The following is a 19,623-nucleotide window of genomic DNA, read 5'->3' as shown; positions in this document are numbered from 1 at the left end:
ACATCGCTTGGCGGTATTTGGAAGGACCGCACAGCGCTGGGCCATCAAAGAATATCTTTATAATCCAACACTTATACTTTTTTTGCTTTTAGGGTCTTGTTTGTCTTTCGACTGAGGTTAGGTCCTCAAACTTGCCCCTTGCCAGATGCGATCCCTGACTAAATTAGTCATGACCTCTTGTAGCAGCTTATAAACAGCCTCCGTCGCTGCACTCGAGGCATTCAGTGAAGATGTACAAACAGAAAGAGGACGAGTGAATCGCTGTGCACGCACCTTGAGAACTTGGACCACGCCCGCGGCCTCCTCTTGCGCAACAACTGCCCATGGAAGAAACGTTGATGCAATGTTCTGAGTCACGCATGCCTTCAGAAGTGCTAGCGAGTCGAGTTCCGCAATAGGCTTAAAACTAAGTTCCGCAACCGTACAAGCGGTATCCACCACCAGCCGCATACTATTTCCCACGGCAGGCATTACTAGTTTCGTCGCCAACGCCTCTTCCAATGTGACACTCGTTCTCCCCTCTTTCGAAAAACCGGTGTCCGGTGGGCAGACGTAGAACAGTTCCTCATCCAGCACTGTTTTAATCTCGAGCCCTCTGGGAGCATGATCAATAAACAAGATAGACATATCGAGGCGACCGATGAGCGTGAACTCCTGAAGTAAAACACTCAGTCCTTCGACAATTTGCAGTCGCACCATCGGAAGCCGTTCCTGGCAAGCCCGAATCATTGCAATTCCCAAAACTTCAGCCGTGGCTGATGGGAGTCCGAGCGAGACAGTGCCAGATGGTTCGGCGCTAGCATTCGCAACGTCTTCCTGTGCGATCTCCGCTTGACGCTGTATAAGGCGCGCATGGCGATACAAAAGACGCCCCGGTTCCGTCAGAGTTACTCCCGTAGACCGGCGCAGGAATAGTTGATTTCCAAGTTCACTCTCCAGTGCGGCGATCTGAGTACTAATCGCCGACTGGGCGACATGCAATTGATCGCTTGCCTTGGAAATGCTTCCCAGGTCAGCAACTTTCAGAAAGTACTTTAGCTGTCGCATGTCCATCGTCGCCTGCCCTTTCAAACGAAGATCCACTGAGATACTCCTCGATATAACGATGAGCATCGAGAGCAGCCATGCACCCGGTTGCGGCACTGGTGATTGCTTGACGATAAACTTGATCCTGAACGTCCCCCGCCGCAAAGACTCCTGGAACGCTAGTCATGGTGGCATACCCCTTAAGACCCGAGCGGGTAACAATATATCCATTGTCCATTTCCATCTGTCCCGAGAAGATAGCAGTATTCGGTGAATGACCAATCGCAATAAAGCACCCTTTGACCGGGACCTCTTCGGTTAGCCCTTCGGTGAACCGAAGGCGTACTGAGGAAACACCGTCGTGGTCCCCCAGTACCTCATCTAGAACTGCTCCGAGTTGCAGAGAGACGGTGCCTTCTCGCACCTTGTCCATCAGGCGACCAATGAGAATCGGCTCGGCTCTGAGCTTCTCTCTCCGATGCACAAGAGTCACATGCTTGGCAATGTTTGACAGCAGCAGCGCTTCTTCGACCGCTGTGTTTCCGCCGCCTATCACACAAACATCCTCGCCCTGATAGAAGAACCCATCACATGTCGCGCATCCTGATACGCCGCGCCCCATGAATTCCTTCTCGGAAGCCAAGCCGAGCCATTTAGCAGACGCACCCGTTGCGATAATTAATGCGTCGCAGGTGTAGGCTCCCATTTCTCCGTGAAGAGTGAACGGTCTTTGCTCCAGAGACACCGCGCGGACGTGGTCCTCTACAATGGTGGTCTCGAATCGAGCCGCATGATCGCGCAACCGTTTCATAAGGTCTGGACCCTGTACACCATCCACATCACCCGGCCAGTTTTCAACGTCGGTCGTCGTGGTCAGCTGACCGCCAGGCTCACTTCCAGCGATTAGCATTGGCTTGAGGTTGGCGCGAGCTGCATAGAGTGCTGCTGCGTAGCCAGCCGGTCCCGAGCCGATGATGGCAACCTTGGCGTGTTTGATAGCTTTCATTCCTACAATCCTAAAGATAATCGGTTCGTACCGCCATTTTTGAAAGGACGGTACTCGCTCTATTTAATAGCAGCCTTCTTTAGAACGGAGGGATTTATTCCCACAAACCGTTCGGCATTGGCAGGCCCTCATAGTCAGCCGCAGACAGAGTGACGGGCGACTCAATGCCGTTTTCCTTGAGGAGAGCAAGGAGTTGGCGTGTATGCTGCGCCGAGTGCCAAGTGGAGCGCTCGAGGAATTGGTGTAACGGATGCTCGCCATAGAACATCTTCAGCACTTGTTTACACGACTTATCGTCAAGATTTGCCCACCATGCCTCGACCCGCGCCTTTAAATCCGTACCCTCGGAAAGAATGTCGTCGACGGTTTTGATGCGGTCCGGTGCATCAATGTTAGCTACGACTGTCCAATCTTCCAGACCCTCCAACACAGTTTGAAGGAATGCATCGACCACCTGAAAGACGTGATAGCTGAGGTCGCGATAGGTGCGCGGCCGTCCCGGAAATACTGGGCTATTGAAAAGGTCGTATGGAATCAGCGGCGTGATGGTCAGTGCAACGTTCAGTACTTTCATCCACTTCGCGACCAGCACATCGGGTGCGAGGCGATCGGCAACAGCATCAAGCCTGTCAACGAAGCGCGCAACGTCTTCAATCGACTGTGCGTAGACGTAATTGTCCCCTTGGGAGACGACCGGCACGGACCTCGCGCCTAGCCGACGCAGTTCATTTCGACCCTCGGTGTCCGAAAGCACGTTGACCGACTTGAAAGGGATCTCCAAGTGTGTCAGGAACTCCTTGACTCGAACACAACTCGAGCAACCAGGCTGCCAAAATACGCTGTACGTTTGAGTGGCGCTGTTCATTTCTACTTCCTTTCGCATACGTGGGTTGGTAGAACTATCCTAGCTACCGCTCCTCGCACCCGGAAGCATCGTTTCCCGATGCCGCCATCTTAAAAACAGATGGCGACGTTCAGGGTTCACCCGTATTTTCCGGGCTCCATGCTACCAAAACTGACCAAAACATCTATTAATATGCTTCATGAGATACTTTTTATGGGGAAAACTTTTGCGCTTCGCTCCATGAACCGTAAGAACATTGAGTCCGCCATCGCTTTGTCGAAACGCGACATCGCGTCAAAGGCGCGTGCCATTGGCAGCCGGGCACTTACGCTGGGAATCGGTGGTAGTGACTGCATTTGTGATTGGAGGACCAGTCGATATACCAATCAACATAAAGTGGCGGAAGGGAACACTCTCCATACTATTGCGGTGGGAATGCTGCGGGCGTCAGGCTTGTTCATGGTCTTGACGAAGGATTCGGCTATTCCACAGCCCTGCGGGGCGCACCGGCGTGTTTAGTGGGCCTACGCCCAACTCCCGTGCAAAAGCCTGTGCGCTGGAATATCGTCACCGTGTCCGCGGGTGATTGCGTCCCAATTGATGTCTCCTCGAGACAATCCAGCGCAAAGGTGAAGGGGCGAATTATCGCTACCGCTGAATTCGGAGCCGCTGAACAAGGTATTGCTGCGGTCTACAGCAACGCAGCCGTTGTGGCGGCCCGTATTCAGGCACCCGCCCAGGGCTGGCAAAGCAGATTTTTTGATGCTCGCGCATGACGCGACGAACGCGTTTGGCATTCGCGGGCGAAACCCACTCAGTTCGTGCTGTACCGTAGCAATACCCAGATTCTCCGGTAACCGTAGGTTGGCAGACCTGTACCAAACTCGGGGATTCCAGCCGCGAGCGCCGTGTTGTCATATTGGCGGCCCAGCGCCCATTTTGCCAATCCGAAGAATGGGCCCGCCTCACTGCTACTGCAGAGCGCGCGCCACGGTATTCAATGGCTTGCTCTGCTTGGACACTTCAGGTACTGTTCAAAGCGAGGATAGTACCGCCTCGCCCATTTCCTTCGTGCCAACCTGCTTGCAGCCCGGCGTCAGGATGTCGCCAGTGCGGTAGCCCTGGGCCAGCACCTTCTTGACGGCGGTCTCGATGCGATCGGCCTGCTCGGCGCGGTTCAGCGAGTAGCGCAGCATCATCGCGGCGGACAGGATCGTAGCCAGCGGATTGGCCACGCCCTTGCCGGCGATATCGGGGGCCGAACCGTGCGACGGTTCGTACAGACCCTTGTTGTTGGCATCGAGCGATGCCGACGGCAGCATGCCGATCGAGCCCGTCAGCATGGCGGCCTCGTCCGACAGGATGTCGCCGAACATGTTGCCGGTGACGATCACGTCGAAGCTCTTCGGGGCCTTGATCAGCTGCATCGCGGCGTTGTCCACATACATGTGCGACAACTCGACGTCCGGATATTCCTTGCTGACATCGATCACGATGTCCTTCCAGAACTGGAACGTCTCCAGCACGTTGGCCTTGTCCACGCTGCACAGCTTCTTGCCGCGCTTGGCAGCGGCCTGGAAGGCCACGTGGGCGATGCGGCGGATTTCCGGCTCGCTGTAGCGCATCGTGTCGAAGCCCTCGCGGGCGCCCTTGAACAGGCCGTCCGGCGCCTCGCGCACACCGCGCGGCTGGCCGAAGTAGATGTCGCCGTTCAGTTCGCGCACGATCAGGATGTCCAGGCCGGCCACCAGCTCGGGCTTCAGGCTCGACGCACCGGTCAGTTCCGGATAGCAGATCGCCGGGCGGAAGTTGGCAAACAACGCAGGTGCTTGCGCAGGCCCAGAATGGCCTGCTCGGGGCGTAGCGGGCGCTCCAGGCTGTCGTACTTCCAGTCGCCGACGGCGCCGAACAGGATAGCGTCAGCCTCCTTGGCCAGCTTCAGCGTGCTCTCCGGCAGCGGATGGCCTTCGGCTTCGTAGCCGGCGCCGCCCACGGGCGCGGTTTCCATCTCGAACTTCTCGTCGAGCGCGTTGAGCACCTTGACGGCCTCGGCAATGATCTCGGGGCCGATGCCGTCGCCCGGCAGGACTGCAATCTTCATGTTTCTTCCTCGTAGGTTGTTATCCAGCCCGCTTCAGCCAACCACGCGGTTGCCCAGCCACGGCATCTTCGTCAGGCGCTCGGCCTCGTAAGCCTTGATCTTGTCGTTGTGGCGCAGCGTCAGGCCGATATCGTCGAAGCCGTTCAGCATGCAGTACTTGCGGAACGGGGCGATGTCGAACGAATAGCTGTCGCCACCCGGCGTGACCACGACCTGGCGGTCCAGGTCGATCGTCAGCTGGTAGCCCGGAAACGCCAGCGTCTCGTTGAACAGGTGGTCGACCTGCAGATCGGTCAGCGCCACCGGCAGCAGGCCGTTCTTGTAGCAGTTGTTGAAGAAGATATCGGCAAAGCTCGGCGCGATCACCGCGCGGAAGCCGTATTGCGTGAGCGCCCACGGTGCGTGCTCGCGCGAGCTGCCGCAGCCGAAGTTGTTGCGCGCCAGCAGGATCGATGCGCCCTGATAGCGCGGCTGGTTCAGCACGAAATCCGGGTTCAGCGGACGGCGGCTGTTGTCCTGGCCCGGCTGGCCCACGTCCTTGTAGCGCCATTCGTCGAACAGGTTCGGGCCAAAGCCCGTGCGCTTGATCGACTTCAGAAACTGCTTCGGGATGATCGCGTCAGTATCGACGTTTTCGCGATCGAGCGGCACGACAAGGCCGTTATGCACAGTGAATTTTTCCATGGCTGCCCTTCTTCCCGAATATCAGACGATTTCACGAACGTCGACAAAGTGGCCTTCGATGGCCGCCGCGGCGGCCATGGCCGGGCTCACCAGGTGCGTACGGCCACCGGCGCCCTGACGGCCCTCGAAGTTGCGGTTCGACGTGGACGCGCAGCGTTCGCCCGGCTCCAGGCGGTCGGCGTTCATCGCCAGGCACATCGAGCAGCCCGGTTCGCGCCACTCGAAGCCGGCGGCCTTGAAGACCTTGTCCAGCCCTTCGCGCTCGGCCTGTTCCTTGACCAGCCCCGAACCCGGCACCACCATCGCCAGCTTCACGTTGGACGCCACCTTGCGGCCCAGCTTCTGCACCACCCATGCGGCGGCGCGCATGTCCTCGATGCGGCTGTTGGTGCACGAACCGATGAACACCTTGTCGATGTTGATCGACTCCATCGGCGTGTTCGGCTGCAGGTTCATGTACTCCAGCGCGCGCTCCATGGCGTTGCGCTTGTTCGCGTCCTTTTCCTTCTCGGGGTCCGGCACGCGGTCTTCGATGCTGACGACCATCTCGGGCGACGTGCCCCAGGTAACCTGCGGACGGATGTCCTCGGCACGCAACTCCACCACCTTGTCGAAGTGGGCGCCAGCGTCCGTGTGCAGCGTGCGCCAGTAGGCCACCGCCTGGTCCCATTCCACGCCCTGCGGCGCGAACGGACGGTTCTTCACGTATTCGAGCGTGACATCGTCCACGGCCACCAGGCCGGCGCGCGCACCGGCTTCGATGGCCATGTTGCAGACCGTCATGCGGCCTTCCATGGTCAGGTCGCGGATGGCCGAGCCGGCGAATTCCATCGTGTAGCCCGTGCCGCCAGCCGTGCCGATCTTGCCGATGATGGCCAGCACGATGTCCTTGGCGGTGCAGCCGCGCGGCAGCTTGCCTTCCACCTTGATCAGCATGTTCCTGGCCTTCTTTCCCAGCAGCGTCTGGGTGGCAAGCACGTGTTCCACTTCCGACGTGCCGATGCCGTGCGCCAGCGCGCCGAACGCGCCGTGCGTGCTGGTGTGCGAATCGCCGCAGACCACGGTCATGCCGGGCAGCGTGGCGCCCTGCTCGGGTCCGATCACGTGGACGATGCCCTGGCGGTGGTCGTTCATCTTGAACTGCGTGATGCCGTAGGCGTCGCAGTTGGCGTCCAGCGTATCGACCTGCAGCTTCGAGATCGGGTCGGCGATGCCCTGGGTGCGGTCGGTGGTCGGCACGTTGTGGTCCGACACGGCCAGGTTCGCGCTAATGCGCCATACCGGACGCTCCGCCAGTTTAAGGCCTTCGAAGGCCTGCGGGCTGGTCACTTCATGCAGCAGATGACGGTCGATGTAGAGCAGCGTCGTGCCGTCTTCCTCGACGTGGACGGTGTGGTCATCCCAGAGCTTATCGAAGAGTGTCTTTTTCTTGATCATTAGAAACAAGATCCTAGTGAGGACGAAATCACCGGCTAGCCTTGCCACGTACGGTTGCAATGCAGGATTACTAATCCACAAGCGAGCTCGCGGCTCCAAGTCTTGCAGGGCACGGTCATTATGTCGTAGGGGTGGCATACCGAGCGGACGCAATCCGCGAAAGGAGGATATCGCGTACCGCGACAGCCCTATTCAAGAAGTCAATGCTGTCGACTCGGTGATACCGTCTTCATCTCCCCGGACGTTCGAACACGGTCTCGGTATTGCCAAATAATGATGCCCGCCAAGCCGAGGGCTGCGGGAAGTCCGCGCGGCCAAGACGATCGGTCGAAAGTCCTTGCTCGGCGAATACGTCAGCCCCTTGTACAGGAGCGGATTCACCGCCAGCGCTCTGACGCTCCCAGCAGCAACGTGTAGCCGTCAGCAGGAGACTTGGCCACATAGGCAGCGGCAACATTGGCTGCGGCACCTGGCCGGTTCTTAACGATAAAGGGCTGTCCAAGGCGAGCGCTGATTTTTTCGCCCAGCATGCGGGCCAAAAGATCTGTGGATCCACCGGCCGCGTAGGGCACTACGTCTTGACCGGCTTGTTTGGATAATTGGCGGTATCGTCGGCCAACGCGGAACTTGCTACCAGAGTGGCACCAACACAAACAAATGCCGAGAGTGAACGCGAGAATTCTGATATCAATTTCATGTGCGATCCCTTGGGGCGTTGTTGCATAAATCCGGTGGCAGATGGGCTGACGTTTACGCGCAACGGCTGGAACGCTGGCTCTGTTTGTCAGTATGACTCCGCGTGGCAGGGGCTGGCCTCTCGTGAGGAATCAAACGCGGGTTAGCATTGCTGCCAGAGCCGCACGGTGTGGACAGGGCCGCACCCGGCGATTTCCGGTACGGAGGCCAGCAATGAAAAACGATAGCACCCTCTCCGTAGGTTTGGACGTTCACAACGATTCGAACACGGCAGCCTATGCGCTGGGCGCCGGTGAGGTCGAATTGCTCGCGACGACGTCGGATATCGATCGTCTGTGCAAGCGTCTGCAGTCCAAAGTACGCCACATATACCTTGTCTATGAGGCGGGCCCGTGTGGCTATGGGCTTTACCGCCAGCTTGTGCAGAAGGGTTTCAACTGCATGGTGTGCGCTCCGTCATTGATCTCCAAAAAACCGGGCGAGCGCGTCAAGACCGATCGACGGGACGCCGTCAAGCTCCTGCGTTCGCTGCGCGCCGGCGACCCGTCAGCGGTATACGTACCCAGCGTGGAAGACGAAGCCTTCCGCGATCTGTCGCGCGCATGGGCGAGCGCGAAAGACGACCTGAAGCGCGCACGGCAACGACTGAAGGCTTTTCTGCTCTCGCACGGTGTGCACTACGCGGGCAGAGGTGATTGGGGTCCCGCGCATCGACGCTGGATCAACCAGTATTCGTTTGACAGTGAATGGCAGCAACTGGCGTTCGAGGATCGCCTCCGTGACGGCATCACCAAGGCCATTACCCCACACGCATTGCGTCATGCGTTCTCCACGCACTTGCTCGAGTCCGGTACCGACGTGCGCACCATCCAACTGCTACTCGGCCATCGCAGGCTATCCGCTGCGCTCAGTGAAGGACGTCAATGTCTCGATCTGCACTCCTTCCTTATCGAAATTCCGAGGATCAAGCCATCCTTCGTAAGCGGCGTGAAGCTTCGGATATTCGCTGTCGATGATCGAATACCAAGCGGTGTCGCGATTGCGTCCACGGGTGATGATGGCCTGGCGGAAAATGCCCTCGAACGTAAATCCGTAGCGGAGCGCTGCAGCGCGCGACGGCGCATTTAGAGAGTCGCACTTCCATTCGAAGCGACGATAGCCGAGTTCGTCGAAGACGTATTTCAGAAGAAGCGACATGGCTTCGGTAGACAGGCGTGTCCGCTTCATGCGAGGGGAATAATTGATGCTCCCGACCTCGATCACGCCGTTTGGCGCATCCATACGCATTAAGGCAAGAGTCCCTACCGCCTTGCAGCTGGCCAGATCAATAATCGCGTGATGCATTGGATCCGTGAGCTTCGCTGCCGCCGTCAAATAGCTTCGATATGCCTCGAACGTATCAAAGGGACCGGCCAGAAGGTAGGTCCAATCTTTCCAGTTAGGCGCGTCGCAATAAGCCTCGTAGAGCTCAGCGGCGTGGCGCTCGACATCTACGCGCTCGATTCTGCAATAGCGGCCCTCAAGAGGATGGGCACCCGGAAGCAGTGCTCCTTTCCAATCCGGGAGTGCGGCGCCGATGGGCTGCCGATACTCGTTGTACTTGATACTCACTTTTCTCACCTGTCCTCTGTGGGGAGGATCCTCGACGCCCGACTATATGACAAACGTGGTATCTTAAAAAGATCCACGTGTTTACGAATCTTTGGATCCACGAACAGCGATGATCGAGATCACTGGGCCGCTGGAAGCCGGCGGAGTCACTCCAACGGGAGAACCCATATCGCTGCAGAGGCAGTTGATTGACCGATTGCAGCGGGCCATCCTTTCGGGACGGTTGCCAGCGGGTTCGCTGCTCCCATCGTCACGGGGATTTGCGGCTGAACTTGGTGTGTCGCGCAATACGGTAATCAATGCGTACGACCACCTTGCGGCGGAAGGCTATGTGTTGGCCGATCGCCAGGGCACTCGCGTTACGTCGCTGTCGAGCTCAACCGGATTTGACGAAGCTGCCGACGGCGCTGCTTCGTTGCCGGTCATACTGGCACGACGACTCCAGGTTTTTAGGAGGGTGCGGATTCAGTCTACCTTTGAGGCGCTCTTGGCTCCGGGCATGCCAGCACTCCGAGACTTTCCCTTGTCTGCATGGCGCCGGTCACTTGATCGCGCCATCGGCAAAGCGCTGCCGCAGTCGTTGGGGTACGGCGAAGCAATGGGCGAACCCGCACTGCGCGAAGCCATTGCTGCGCATCTGCGCATTGCCCGCGGTGTTCGCTGCGATGCGTCTCAGGTCGTCATAACGGAGGGCGCTAAAGAAGCGCTAGATTTGTGCGTAACGTTGCTGACCAACCCCGGCGAAGTCGCCTGGATCGAGGAACCAGGGTATCGCGGCGCCAAGGCAGCCTTTTACGCAGGCGATTTGCAGACGGTGCCTATCCGAGTGGACCATGAGGGGTTGGCAGTGCCGCCCGGGGCATGGCGGGAGTCTCCGCCAAAACTTGTCTACACGTCTCCAGCACATCAGTATCCAACCGGCGCTGTTCTCTCTGTTGTTCGGCGACTCGAACTGATATCGCACGCAAGGCAATGTGGTGCTTGGTTGATTGAGGATGACTATGACGGAGATTTTAGGCATGCTGGCGAACCTATCGCCAGCATGCAAGGATTGGTAGCCGATGCACCAGTGCTGTACATCGGTTCGTTTAGCAAAACGATGTTCCCTGCGCTAAGAATCGGGTTCGTAATTTTACCGCGCAGCATAGTGAGCCAAGCTCAGGTTGCGTTGCACGAGCTTTTACGCGGTGGACACCGGCTGCAGCAACTCGCCCTGGCAGATTTCATCCAAAGCGGAGAATTTGGGAGGCATTTGGGTCGTATGCGGCGCCTGTACCGTGAACGCCAGCGGGTGCTCCGCGATGCCCTGCGGACGCATTTTGATGATGCACAGATTCTCGGGGGAAATGCGGGAATGCACTTAACCTTGCGGCTGGCGGCAAATATCGACGATCGCGGTGTTGTAGAGAATGCGTATTCATACGGAATCACAGCGCGGGCACTTTCGACGTTCACTATTTCTCCCACGAACTTAGACCACGGCCTCGTCATTGGCTACGGTAATACGCGCGCCGAAGACATTCCGGGAGCCGTTAATGTGCTAGCGAAGCTTGTACGAAACCAAGGTCGCATATAGAAAGCGCTGGGCATTCAGGTTGTCAGTCGTCATGTACCCGTGCAAGATCGGGCAAACCGTGTCGATCCGGAGAATAGCTGGACACTCTCGCTAACCGCGCCTTCCCTGAATACTCGCCTCCGTTAGCCCCACTAACTGTGAGACAGATCGCATCTTTTTGGATTTGCCCCGTATCCCCGGACAGATGCCCGAGCTTCTCGGCGGCGCGCCAGACCATCAGGCCGTCCTCGACAACGGCCTGGACGACCTTGCATCGGTCCAATTCCCCATGCTCATGGTGATCGTGTCGGGTCGGCCCATGATCGCGCTCCTGGCTTGGCGGAAAGGCCACCAGCGTGGCAGGATCTGGGACGGAGTACGACATTTGAATTCATCCCAAGGTGGCTAGATCAGGATGTCCGGTCAGTGCAGGGTGGTTGTCTTCTTCCTAGATGCCTTTCTCGGACGATTGCGTAGGGCGGTGGCGCTGGCCTGTGGCGGCGTGGCATCCTCAGGGTGGGGCGGTGGTGCCAGTTCGTCGATGCGCCCGGAGAGATGCTGGTCGGTGCTGCGCCGCTAGCGCTGAACGTCGCGCGTGATCTGGCCCATCAAAGAGCTCGCGTCGCCCTCAGCAATTCGGGCTGCCTCACCTACCTATCTACAATGTCGTGTCTCAATCAGGATTCCAGTGCCGACATGACTCGGCGGTGCACCTCGAAGAGCTTCGGATCGTCAGGATGTCGCGGGCGTGGGACGTCCACTTCGATGATCTCCCGAATACCTGCAGGGCTGCCGGCCATGACAGCGATCCGATCAGCCAGGAACGCTGCCTCGAGCATGTTGTGGGTCACTAAGACACCGGTGGGACGTGGCCGTCCTTCTTCAATCCACAGGGATTGCAGTAGCGTACGCAAGCGACGGGCTGTCAGCTCGTCTAGTGCGCTAAACGGCTCGTCCAACAACAGCACATCGGGTTGCACTGCAAACGCCCTCGCAATGGACACACGTTGCTTCTGCCCTCCGGAGAGGAACTGTGGATAGGCCCGAGCGTGCTCCCGTAGGTCAACCTTTTGCAGCAACTCTCGTGCGAGTTGCTGCCTCTGCGGGGCAGCGACAGCGTGCTTTTCGAGAACAATGCCAATATTCTCTTCGACACTGAGCCAGTCCAGAAGCCGCGGCTGTTGGAATACTACGCTCAGGTTTAGCGCATCAGAAGCCCGGTCGAATTTGATCTCTCCGTGGCTTGGCCGATCCACCCCCGCAATCATGTTCAGCAACGTGGATTTGCCACATCCGGACGGGCCCACCAGCGCCACAAGCTCCCCCGAACGAATATCAAGGTTGATCGCCTCGAGCACGGTCTTTGCCACATCGATTCCCCGGGCTGGGAATCGCTTACTCAGACTGTGGATTCGAATATCGCTACTCATTGCCTTGCACCCTTTTTCCAGCGATTGGCATGCGCCTCTAGCGGGCCGAATCCTCCGTGCTCGACAACGAGCATGGCCGCCCAGAACGCGATCGTCCAGGCAATAACACCCTCGACATTCTGCACACTGAACTGAGAGTTCAGCTGATAGCCAACGCCGTTGGACATGCCGAAGATCTCCACCAGCACGATAACTTTCCACGCAATCGAAAATCCAACTCGACACCCCGACACGATGAAGCTATACAGCAGCGGCAGCCAGACCTTGCGCAGCACGGTCAATGCTGGGAGCCGAAAGACACGGGTCATCTCGACAATCTCGTGATCTAGTGAGCGCACACCCTGCTGTACCGAGATGACAAGCGACGGAAGAACGCCAAGCGCTACAGCCACTACTGGCGAGGTCAGCGAGACGCCGAACCAGATCACGCACAGCAGCGCCCAGACCAAGCCCGGAACTGTGAGTCCCAGGATGACTCCTGGCTCGAAGAAGCGTTCCGCAATGCGCGATACTGCAGAAAGGATTCCAATGGGTAGTGCCACGACCAGCGCAAGCAGGAATCCAAGCGACATGCGAATGAACGTTACACCGATCTCAGTAAAGGCGAATCCGCTAGAAGTAATCGACACCAACTCGCGAGCAATGGATGCCGAGCTTGGCACCAGCGGCGTATGCAACGCGCGCGCCATGACCTCCCAGACAGCAACCAGCAGCACGAAGAAGAGGCCCTGCGGCCATTGCCGCAGCACAGTCTGCGGCAAGCGCAGCCCTGCCCTCATTCGGCTACCGCTTGGGGCCGACGGGGTATTTAGGATCGTATTTTCAGTACGCATTATGTCTGCACGTAGATCTTTCGCGCTGGCACTCGGTCCAGCATGCCAAGCTTGTGTGCCACCTGGATCTGCTTGTCAATCGTGCTGAAAACTCCGGCGTCCCAACGCGTCGCGTATGCAGGCGACAACCGACTCGGCAATAGTTCGGTAGCACGCTCCTCGTCTGACTTGAGGCCCAACTCTTGGACGATGGCACGCAGTTGCTCAGGCTGCTGCCGGACCAGACCATTGACGCGCTGGAACAGCGCGCTAAGCTTGGCTGCGGTGGCCGTATTGCTTTCGTACCAAGTGCGGCTCGCGGCCAAGCCAACCAGGATTGGGTCATCCTGCTGACCCGTTGCCTGCTTCCAGATGTCGGAAACACGTGCGATTTCACGCGCCCCACGCGCTACAAGGCGCGTCGCCGTAGGTTCGAGAGTGATGATGGCGTCCACGTCACCCCGTTCGAACAGTGCCAAGTTGGCTGTTGGCGATCCGTGAAGGACGCTGACATCCTTTTTGAGGTCAATGCCAATGAGCGAAGCGGCAACACGAGCCTGCTGATAGGTTTCGCTCGTCTCCGGCGTGGTGGCGATACGCTTACCAATGAGGTCCTTGGGGTTTCGCAGCCCACTGTCACCCCGAACAAGCCAACGACCGTGATTGTTAAGCGCAGGCCCAAAGAGAACGATGTCGCTTCCACGGTTGACCAGCGTAGCCAGTCCAACCGCGCCAAAGAGACCTACGTCAAGCGAGCCTGCGCTCAACTGCACTTGCATCTTGCCCGGATCGGCTGTTACCCAGTTTAGGCGCAGTGAAGGATCAGTGTTGAGCTTGTGGCGCTCAATTAATGGACGCCAGGCAGAACCCGCACTCCCAGGCGAGGGAAGCGTAATCCGGACACCTACATCTTGCGATATTGCTGATAGTGGCGCTAGTCCCACAGCCGCGCCAAGGGTCAAGAGAAATTGCCTGCGTTGCATGGAAGTGAGGTAGTCAGAGGTCGAGAGTGTGGCAAAAAAATGCTCAGATCACCAACGCGCGGTGCAGCACACGTCGTCCTTGCCCGAAATCAGGCACACCGCGATGCTGTACGGTGCGGTTGTCCCAGATCAGGGCAACACCATCTTCCCACCGGTGTCGAGTCTGGACCTCGGGCGCGCTCAGTGCATCAAACAGAATGTCAAGCAATGCTTGGCTAGTCCGCCTCGTTACACCGAGGATGCGCTGGGTGTAGAGTTCGTTGGCGAAGATTTGCTTTCGTCCAGTTTCGGAATGCACCCGCACTAGCGGCACCTCAATGGGTGGATACTTCTGGCGCTCCTCTTCACGCTTACCCAGATCGTGGTACGCCAGCGTGAGAAAGCCCTGCGTTTCGACGTCATGGACCGCGCTAAGCGTTTCAATATACGCAGCAAATTTTGGATCGAGAAGATCGTAAGCTGCCGTAGCGTTCGCGAAGAGTGTGTCACCACCTATCTTTGGCACAGTCTGCCCGAAGAGCGCTGTGAAATGCGGCGGATTACCTTGGAACACCTGGTCCATATGCCAGATATAGTTCATCCGCGTCTTCTTGATCGACGAGTCGATCGCATTGAGCTGCCCCTCTTTTCCCGTTTCTGGCGTATAGGGAGTGTTCATAAGCTTGGCTTTGCCAAACAACGACACGAGCTGCTCGAAGTGCTGCACCTGCACGGTGCCCGGCTCGAAGCTGAGGAAGCCGTAGCGCAGCATGCCATCATAGAGAAAAGTACGAAGGGAATCACTGAAGGTGGTTTGCGCACCAACGCGTAGGCCGCTTACGCGAGCGCCTACAGTCGCCGAGTAGGGGGTCAACGTTACCCCTTCAAGACTGGCGGGTTCGCCATGGTAATGGCGCATATCCAAGATTCGGGACTGGATGCGATCGAGTTTCTCGTCGTCGACAAAGATGCCATTCATAATGAGTACGGTCGAAAGGAGGGGCCTGCTTGGATGGAGTCAGCTTCTACGGGATACTGTTCAAGATTTCCCCACTCATTCCACGAAGCGGGATACACAGCCACATCCGGATACCCGGCAAGCTGCCATGCAATGAAAGTGCGCGCTGAGCGTCCGCCGCCACCGCAGTAAAGGATGGCTCGTTCGCCGTGGGGTACCACCTTAGCGATTTCATTCGCAAGCTGAGTGACGCCAGCAAATTGGCCGGAAGCATCCAATTCCTCACGCGTATCCCAGAATGTGGCGCCCGGGATGCGACCATTACGGCGCGCGTTGCTGCGTTCACCCGCATACTCTGCGGCTTCCCGTGCGTCAATCAGATGCTCCTTAGCTGCCGACGCGGCCAACACCTCATCAGCAGTGGCCAGGTATGCCGTCTGCGGCAGCAGGACAAACGACGAGGCAGCAACCGCCGGCGCGGCAGTACTCAGCTCGCCCTTCCACGTCTGCGCTCCGCCGTCAAGAATTGCGACGCGCGCGAGACCAGCATAGCCAAGCCCCCAAGCTACTCGCGACGCATTCACTTCGTTTTGCGCACCGACCACAACCACGCGCGTTTCTGCGGTAAGGCCCAATGCCGACAAAGCCCAGCCCAGGACGCTGTGAAAGCGTGCAAGCTCGCGCTGGTCAGTGCGTTGCACCGAGAACAGGGTCGGGTCGAGGTGGCGGGCTTGCGGGATATGCCCAGTCCAGTATTCCGCGACCGATCGACAGTCGATTACGGCGATGTCGGCTTGCTGGCGGTGTCGGTCAAACCAATCGGCGTTGACGAGTTCGAAGGTGGCCATCGGTGTCACTCCATACGTTTTGCTGGTGGCCTGTAGTCTTGCGCCAGGCCAAAAGAGTGGACGCATCGTATAGTCAGTAAGCTAACCAACCAACTAACATTTAAAAGTTAGCATATTTACTTTTTGCAGTTCCGTTGGTGTGACAGGAAGCACAGAATGTTGGCCGACATCGCCTGGTACCCCTCTTCTCAATGCCATCGACACCGACGCCACGTGCCACACACACCGCAGACTATCGCCCCTTATCCGTGCTGGTCGGCATGGCCTTTTTCATGGAACAGCTGGACGCAACGATCATCAGCCCCGCTATTCCCGACATTGCGCAAGCGTTTCAGGTAGACCCGCTCAGTCTGAACCTGACCATGACAATCTACCTGCTATGCTCGCTTGCGTTCATTCCGGTGAGCGGGCTGCTTGCGTCAAGACACGGCACTCGCTCTGTTTTCCAAGCGGCTTTGGCACTGTTCATTGCCAGTTCTGCGGCCTGCGCCCTTTCCACCACCCTGATTTCATTGACGCTAGCCCGTGCGCTGCAAGGCTTGGCTGCCGCGATGATGGTGCCTGTCGGACGCACCGCCATTGTCCATACAGTGAAAAAGAGCGAGTTGGTCGAAGCGCTTGCCTGGATGATTACCCCCGCCATGCTTGGGCCGATGCTGGGGCCGCCGATAGGAGGCCTGTTGTGTGCTCAACTTTCTTGGCATTGGATCTTCCTGATCAACGTACCGGTCGGTCTACTGGGATTGCTCGCGTCGACGCGAGCCATGCCTCAGCTACGAAATCCCACTGATACCGCCTTCAACCCGAGGGAATTTCTGTTGTGTGTATCGATCCTAGCGATTGGCGTATTCTCGCTTGAGCTCGCCCGGCATAACCCAAGCGTCTGGCAGGCTCTCATCATGCTCGCAGTGCTTTGCGCCGTCGTATTCCTATACGTACACCAGTTCCGCAAGCTTGCGACTCCGATGCTGGATTTCACGATCCTGAATGTCACCACCTTTGCGACGGGATTCTGGGGGGGAGCGCTGGTGCGCGTTGGCTATGGTGCCCTACCGTTCTTGCTGCCCCTGACGTTACAGATCGGACTTGGCTTCACCGCCGTGCAAAGTGGTTGGGTCCTCTTGGCCAGCGGCGCTATCGCCTTTTTTACAAAAACTCAGACTGCCACAATTTTGCGTCGATGGGGGTTTCGACGTGTTCTCTATTGGAACGGCCTGATGTGTGCCGTTGGCCTGGCCGCGTGCGCGTTGTTCTCAGTACCCGGCTGGAGCCTGCTTGCCATTGGCATTGTGGTGAGCCTGGCCGGATTCTTCCGAGCGGTTCAATTCAACGCCCTCAGTGCTGTGTCGTACGCCGAGTTGCCTTCGGAAAAAGTGGCGGCAGCAACGACATTGAACACCATGGGCTGGCAGCTCGCCGTCATGCTTGGCATCTCGCTGTCCGCACTCACTGTGCGCTGGTCCGCAATGTTGGGCGCGCGTACCACCCCAAACAGTGCTGATTTTTCCGTCGCGTTTCTGCTGGGCGCCTTCTTCGCTGTTGCTGCTATCCCAAGCTATTTGGCATTGGCGCATCACGCGGGTGATGCGCTCAGTGGCCATCGTGCATCTAGCTGAGTTTCCAACCGTTTGCCTGCATGTCATCTGAAATTGAACGTCTCAACCAATTGCATGCCCGCCCTGGCTTTTTGCTTCGGCGCGCGCATCAAATCGCCGTTGCAATCTTTGAGGACAGCTTTTCCGCCCTTGACATGACGCCTTCTCAGTACGCAGTGCTGATTGCCGTCAATGACATCGAACACATCAACCAGAACGATGTCGCACTGGCGCTCGGTCTTAACAAAGTTAGCGTCTCCCAGGTCGTTCAGGGACTGGAGGAACGGGGGTGGCTAACGCGTAGGACCTCAACTGATGATCGCCGGCACCGGCAATTGATTCTGACGGCCGCCGGCCGCCAAGCGCTAGCGCAATCGAGATCTATGGCTGATGCAGCCTGTGACACGTTGATGGGGCAGTTTAATACCGTTGAGCAAAGAATGATCCTATCCCTGCTGCAGCGTGTAGTGACTGAGCTCGGGCACCTGGCGCGCGCACCATTGCTGTCAAGGGCGATACCTGCCGCTACAGCTTAAGTGTTAGCGGTGTGTATGCGTAGGAATTCAACAGCCGCTCCCATCGCGCTGGACCATACCGTTTGAGTAATCTGCCCCCCCATTCTGCTTGCCAAAGTGTGGCATGCGCCCGCGGTGCGTTTCGCGTAGTCGAAAGCTTGGATAGAGGGCGATGGTCTGTCTGCCCTGACCAATTTGGGGATGGTCGAACTGCTGAACCTCGGCGAAACGCTGCACCGCTTCGGCCTTCAGTGAACTCCCTGCACCTGCTCTGCGGGTGCATACCCCAACTGTCGAATGGTGGCTCCGATGCGCTTACCCAACTTCAAGTAGAGGCGAACCGCTCGAAGACGGTCTTCATACGAGTACATGAACTACCTCCAGGTAGTCAAAGTTTTCGTCCGCCCCCCCAGTGGGTCAGTTTTAAATCGGCGTTGACACTTGCTTTGGACCACTCGGTTGCCATCGTCCCTCTAATTACTCCGTCCGCTGGATACGATGCACTTCGGGACTTTTCACCGCTAGGTACCGTTGCGCGCTTTCAATGGGCTCTCTCCGTGCCCACATCGAGTTCCGCTACGACGTTGCAGCAGTTCATTGAGATTGCAAAGAAGAACGTGAGTAAACGCAACTACGGTGTGCCCTTGATGGGCGGCATGCCCGACCTGATTGGCGTGAACGTTGGAAGTAAGGCGGGTATCGGCATGGAACATCGTGTGCGAGCAGGAACGACTTGAGCCGCTGCCGCGCCTGCCTCAGATCGTCTTTGGCCGTCATCCATGCACGGGCGAGATCGCGAAATGCCTCGTCCTCGACGGCCGGCACGTACACCGCTGACAGGTCCCCGGCCCGTAGGGACCGCACAAGCTTTACTGCATCGCGCCGATCCGTCTTGACGCGTCCCCCGGCCTTTTTGGGAATCAAGGACGGTGCACACACCATGCAATCGAATCCTTTCTGGACCAATTGCCGGTAAAGGCCATAGCCACATGGTCCTGCCTCGTAGACGACACATACTTGTCGCGCTTTCGATTGAAGACGCTTGCAAAGGCGATCGAGATCCGTCTTCGTCGTACCGATTTTGCCGGGTAGTTCGACCTCGCCTGCGCCAAGCGCATAGGCGACTGTGATCGAGTCCTTGTGAACGTCCAGGCCGACGTACAGCGTGAGCTATCGGTTTCCATGCTGGCCTTCGTCCGGGAAATCGCATGATGTGGCAACGACCACACCATGCGGCTCTGGCAGCAATGCTAATCCGCGTTTGATTCTTCACGACGGGCCAGCCTGTGCCTCACGGAAAGTCATAGTGTCTTAACTATTTGCGTCATTGAAGGCCGCTGAATTGAATGACCCTTTCGTGACCAGTAGCAGCCTCACGCTCGAAGTAAAGCCAAGCTTCCGTTCAGGAATAGTGGCCCGCATCGGACGAATTTTTTCTTTTTGGCTGCCGCCGCCGAGTGTTCATGTTCGTTAGACTTCCTGGTTGACGGCACGCTGACGGAAATAATCGATAACAAACTCTCGAAAGCGCTCCACAGGGGCG

General features: G+C 57.8%; 16 protein-coding genes and 4 pseudogenes. 5 read left to right on the top strand and 15 right to left on the bottom strand.

All coding sequences use genetic code 11. From position 1 onward, the window contains the following. Positions 1–117: 117 nt before the first annotated feature. From AC3FLX_RS27840 to AC3FLX_RS27805, 8 genes and pseudogenes are all read right to left on the bottom strand, one after another. Positions 118–1,047, bottom strand: coding sequence for a LysR substrate-binding domain-containing protein (locus AC3FLX_RS27840; RefSeq protein ID WP_488700552.1), 930 nt, complete (start codon positions 1,045–1,047; stop codon positions 118–120). Then, positions 1,013–2,032, bottom strand: a complete 1,020-nt coding sequence (trxB, locus tag AC3FLX_RS27835; protein ID WP_488700551.1) for a thioredoxin-disulfide reductase — start codon at positions 2,030–2,032, stop codon at positions 1,013–1,015. Before trxB ends, AC3FLX_RS27840 begins: the two co-directional genes overlap by 35 nt. Before the next feature lie 94 nt (positions 2,033–2,126). Further along, on the bottom strand, positions 2,127–2,897 hold the full coding sequence (locus AC3FLX_RS27830; protein ID WP_488700550.1) for a glutaredoxin domain-containing protein: 771 nt from the start codon (positions 2,895–2,897) through the stop codon (positions 2,127–2,129). A 401-nt stretch (positions 2,898–3,298) separates the two neighbouring features. Next, positions 3,299–3,863: pseudogene (locus AC3FLX_RS27825) on the bottom strand (IS3 family transposase); the annotation flags it as partial. A 47-nt stretch (positions 3,864–3,910) separates the two neighbouring features. Beyond that, positions 3,911–4,977 (bottom strand): annotated as a pseudogene (gene leuB / locus AC3FLX_RS27820) (3-isopropylmalate dehydrogenase). A gap of 33 nt (positions 4,978–5,010) precedes the next feature. Further along, positions 5,011–5,661: a 3-isopropylmalate dehydratase small subunit gene (leuD, locus tag AC3FLX_RS27815; RefSeq protein WP_488700549.1), complete on the bottom strand. Its 651-nt coding sequence runs from the start codon at positions 5,659–5,661 to the stop codon at positions 5,011–5,013. 21 nt (positions 5,662–5,682) lie between these two features. After that, the gene (leuC, locus tag AC3FLX_RS27810; protein ID WP_488700548.1) at positions 5,683–7,098 is read right to left on the bottom strand and encodes a 3-isopropylmalate dehydratase large subunit; all 1,416 of its coding nucleotides are present in this window, start codon (positions 7,096–7,098) and stop codon (positions 5,683–5,685) included. 377 nt (positions 7,099–7,475) lie between these two features. Continuing rightward, positions 7,476–7,628, bottom strand: a complete 153-nt coding sequence (locus tag AC3FLX_RS27805) for a tripartite tricarboxylate transporter substrate-binding protein (RefSeq protein WP_488700547.1) — start codon at positions 7,626–7,628, stop codon at positions 7,476–7,478. Between the two features lie 379 nt (positions 7,629–8,007). On the opposite strand from AC3FLX_RS27805, the pseudogene AC3FLX_RS27800 reads away from it, so the two are divergent. After that, positions 8,008–8,682, top strand: a pseudogene (locus AC3FLX_RS27800) (tyrosine-type recombinase/integrase); the annotation flags it as partial. Between the two features lie 6 nt (positions 8,683–8,688). Here AC3FLX_RS27800 and AC3FLX_RS27795 read toward each other — a convergent pair. Further along, the gene (locus AC3FLX_RS27795) at positions 8,689–9,405 is read right to left on the bottom strand and encodes a GNAT family N-acetyltransferase (protein WP_488700546.1); all 717 of its coding nucleotides are present in this window, start codon (positions 9,403–9,405) and stop codon (positions 8,689–8,691) included. Positions 9,406–9,514: 109 nt separating this feature from the next. Here AC3FLX_RS27795 and pdxR point away from each other — a divergent pair, with 109 nt between their 5' ends. Next, a complete protein-coding gene (pdxR, locus tag AC3FLX_RS27790; RefSeq protein ID WP_488700545.1) occupies positions 9,515–10,981 on the top strand; it encodes a MocR-like pyridoxine biosynthesis transcription factor PdxR in 1,467 nt (488 codons plus the stop codon). A gap of 656 nt (positions 10,982–11,637) precedes the next feature. Here pdxR and AC3FLX_RS27785 read toward each other — a convergent pair. From AC3FLX_RS27785 to AC3FLX_RS27765, 5 genes are read right to left on the bottom strand one after another with little or no spacing between them, the layout of a single operon-like run. Continuing rightward, complete coding sequence (locus tag AC3FLX_RS27785; protein WP_488700544.1) at positions 11,638–12,330, bottom strand: ABC transporter ATP-binding protein; 693 nt, start codon at positions 12,328–12,330, stop codon at positions 11,638–11,640. A gap of 56 nt (positions 12,331–12,386) precedes the next feature. Then, entirely contained in the window at positions 12,387–13,223 is an 837-nt protein-coding gene (locus tag AC3FLX_RS27780; protein WP_488700543.1) for an ABC transporter permease, read from the bottom strand. Continuing rightward, positions 13,223–14,185 (bottom strand): ABC transporter substrate-binding protein, encoded by a 963-nt coding sequence (locus tag AC3FLX_RS27775; protein ID WP_488700542.1) that lies wholly within the window; start codon positions 14,183–14,185, stop codon positions 13,223–13,225. The genes AC3FLX_RS27780 and AC3FLX_RS27775 overlap by 1 nt, the downstream gene beginning before the upstream one ends. Positions 14,186–14,228: 43 nt before the next feature. Further along, positions 14,229–15,143 (bottom strand): TauD/TfdA dioxygenase family protein, encoded by a 915-nt coding sequence (locus AC3FLX_RS27770; RefSeq protein WP_488700541.1) that lies wholly within the window; start codon positions 15,141–15,143, stop codon positions 14,229–14,231. Next, entirely contained in the window at positions 15,140–15,970 is an 831-nt protein-coding gene (locus tag AC3FLX_RS27765; protein ID WP_488700540.1) for a sulfurtransferase, read from the bottom strand. Before AC3FLX_RS27765 ends, AC3FLX_RS27770 begins: the two co-directional genes overlap by 4 nt. A 272-nt stretch (positions 15,971–16,242) precedes the next feature. Between AC3FLX_RS27765 and AC3FLX_RS27760 the strand changes: the two genes are divergently transcribed. The 3 genes from AC3FLX_RS27760 to AC3FLX_RS27750 all read left to right on the top strand — a co-directional run bounded on the left by AC3FLX_RS27760 (position 16,243) and on the right by AC3FLX_RS27750 (position 18,817). Further along, positions 16,243–17,586, top strand: a complete 1,344-nt coding sequence (locus AC3FLX_RS27760; protein WP_488700539.1) for an MFS transporter — start codon at positions 16,243–16,245, stop codon at positions 17,584–17,586. 20 nt (positions 17,587–17,606) lie between these two features. Next, positions 17,607–18,101, top strand: coding sequence for a MarR family winged helix-turn-helix transcriptional regulator (locus tag AC3FLX_RS27755; protein WP_488700538.1), 495 nt, complete (start codon positions 17,607–17,609; stop codon positions 18,099–18,101). A 563-nt stretch (positions 18,102–18,664) separates the two neighbouring features. Further along, the gene (locus AC3FLX_RS27750; RefSeq protein WP_488700537.1) at positions 18,665–18,817 is read left to right on the top strand and encodes a hypothetical protein; all 153 of its coding nucleotides are present in this window, start codon (positions 18,665–18,667) and stop codon (positions 18,815–18,817) included. Here the strand turns inward: AC3FLX_RS27750 and AC3FLX_RS27745 are convergent. Then, positions 18,789–19,244: pseudogene (locus AC3FLX_RS27745) on the bottom strand (IS110 family transposase); the annotation flags it as partial. The gene AC3FLX_RS27750 and the pseudogene AC3FLX_RS27745 sit on opposite strands and share 29 nt — an antisense overlap. Between the last annotated feature and the right edge of the window lie 379 nt (positions 19,245–19,623).

The sequence above is a fragment of the Cupriavidus sp. 291-E7 genome, assembly GCF_057798835.1.
This window is presented reverse-complemented; position numbering and strand designations above follow the sequence as displayed.